At 66.4% G+C, this 1,830-nt stretch carries 1 protein-coding gene; it reads right to left on the bottom strand.

The annotated features are described in order from the left end of the window. A partial coding sequence (locus JMJ55_RS30360) for a recombinase family protein (protein ID WP_202829335.1) occupies positions 1 to 1,602 on the bottom strand: 1,602 nt, incomplete at its 3' end. Positions 1,603 to 1,830 lie beyond the last annotated feature (228 nt).

Genomic DNA, 1,830 nt, shown 5'->3' on the forward strand with positions numbered 1-1,830 from the left:
TAGATAGTCCGTTCGCAATCGACAAAAGGACTCTCGTTCGCCATCCGGTCCGGTGGGGATCACGTAGCGGATTTCGACATCACCGTCTGTGACGATGACGCGGTCGACCAGCAACTCGAGCAGTTCGCGCTTGCGATCAAAATCGGCCTGCTCCAAGCCTTGTCGCACGCGTTGACAGAACATCTCGGCCTGGGCCGCGAGCCGGGCAGTTTCGCCCTGGCGGTCGGCGTCTTGCAGGAGTCCGCGCTCCTGGCCATCGAGCGCCAGCAGCCGGGCTTCGGTATCCCGGCGACGCCGCTCGTACTCGGCCAGTGGTACCACACCGGCCATGTAGGCTTCGGTGAGCCGCTCGATTTGCTGGCCGAGCGCTACCCGGCCTCGGCGAAGGTTGGCGCGACGAGCTTGCAACTCTTGCGGCAGCCAGTGCCCGCCGCGGGCCCGCTGCATCGCATGCGCGATCATCTCCGGCGCGGCGAGGACCTCACACAGGTCGCGCCAGACCAGTTCTTCCAGCGGCCGGGCCGGGATGTAGCGAGCCGGACACCGCTCGCCTGGCCTCATCACAGGCAGCTGTGTTTTGGTACGGCAAAGGTAGTAGTCGTAGCCCTTCGGCATATGACGGCCCGTGCAGCCACGCCGACATCGGCCACAGCTGACCAAGCCGCGCAGGAGGTACTGGTGCACGCGGTTATTACGCCGTGCCATGCGTCGATTATAGCTCAACCGCTCCTGCGCGCGATCGAACTGCTCCTGGCTGACAATGGCCGGCACGGGCGCAACCGCGATCCATTCGGCCGGATCCGTCAGCCGTGCGCTGCCCTGGCCGCGGCCGATCGGCAGCAGGGCGGAACGTCGCTGCTCCGCCGGATGTCTGCGCAGCCGATTGGCGAAGACCTGCCCGAGATAGACGGGATTGGACAGAACGCTGCGCAGAACGGTGGTGCACCACCTCCGATGTCCCCGAGGTGAGGGAATATCAAGGCGATGCAGATGCTGCACCAGGGCTGTCACTGGTGTGCCCTCGTCAGTGAACCGAGCGAACAGGTCGCGGATCACGGCGGCCTCCGTCTCGTCCAGCCGCACGCCGCTTGGGTCACGCGGCCGTTCGGGGTCGAGCCGGTAACCGTAGGGCGGCCGCGACCAGGGCAGCAGGGTGCCGGCCTGCAGCTTGCGCAGGCGACCACGTCGCATTCGCTCGGTGATCAGGGACCGCTCGTACTCGGCTACTGCACCACGGATCTGGAGCAGTAACTGGTCATGCGGATCGCGGCTCATCGGCCGGTCGAGGAAGTCCACCACCGCCCCGTGCTTTTGCAACTCCTCAACCAGCAGCACCTGATGGACATAGTTGCGCGCCAGCCGATCCGGCGCGGTGATGAGGACGCGGTCCAGGCGCGCGCTCGCTGCAGCATCGCGCAAGCGGTCCAAGCCTGGACGCCTGAGGCTCGCACCACTATGGCCGTCGTCACGGAAGACATGCTCCGGCGCCAGAACCCAGCCCTGCGCCTCGGCATGAGCACGCAAACGGTCGAGTTGCTGCTCAGTGGTCTGCGCCTGAGCTTGGCGCTGGGTTGAGACCCGAGCATACGCGGCTACTTGCATGATGGCCCTCCTCCGAAACGCCCTGTGGAGCGGCCGGAGTGCCGGTCGTGCTGGGAGGTAGGTCCGCCGCCTGCAGAAGTAGCTGGTAGGCCCTGTCCCAGCGTCGCTGCGCCGCTGGGTGACCGACCTGCCGTCGGCTGACCGTCCACTGCCGGTGCCTCATGACCCGCTCCGAGAGGGCAAACTCCTCCCGGAACAGCCAAACTCACCTCGCGCCGCTCGCGGTCA

The sequence above is a fragment of the Belnapia mucosa genome (assembly GCF_016775475.1).
Lineage (GTDB): Bacteria > Pseudomonadota > Alphaproteobacteria > Acetobacterales > Acetobacteraceae > Belnapia > Belnapia mucosa.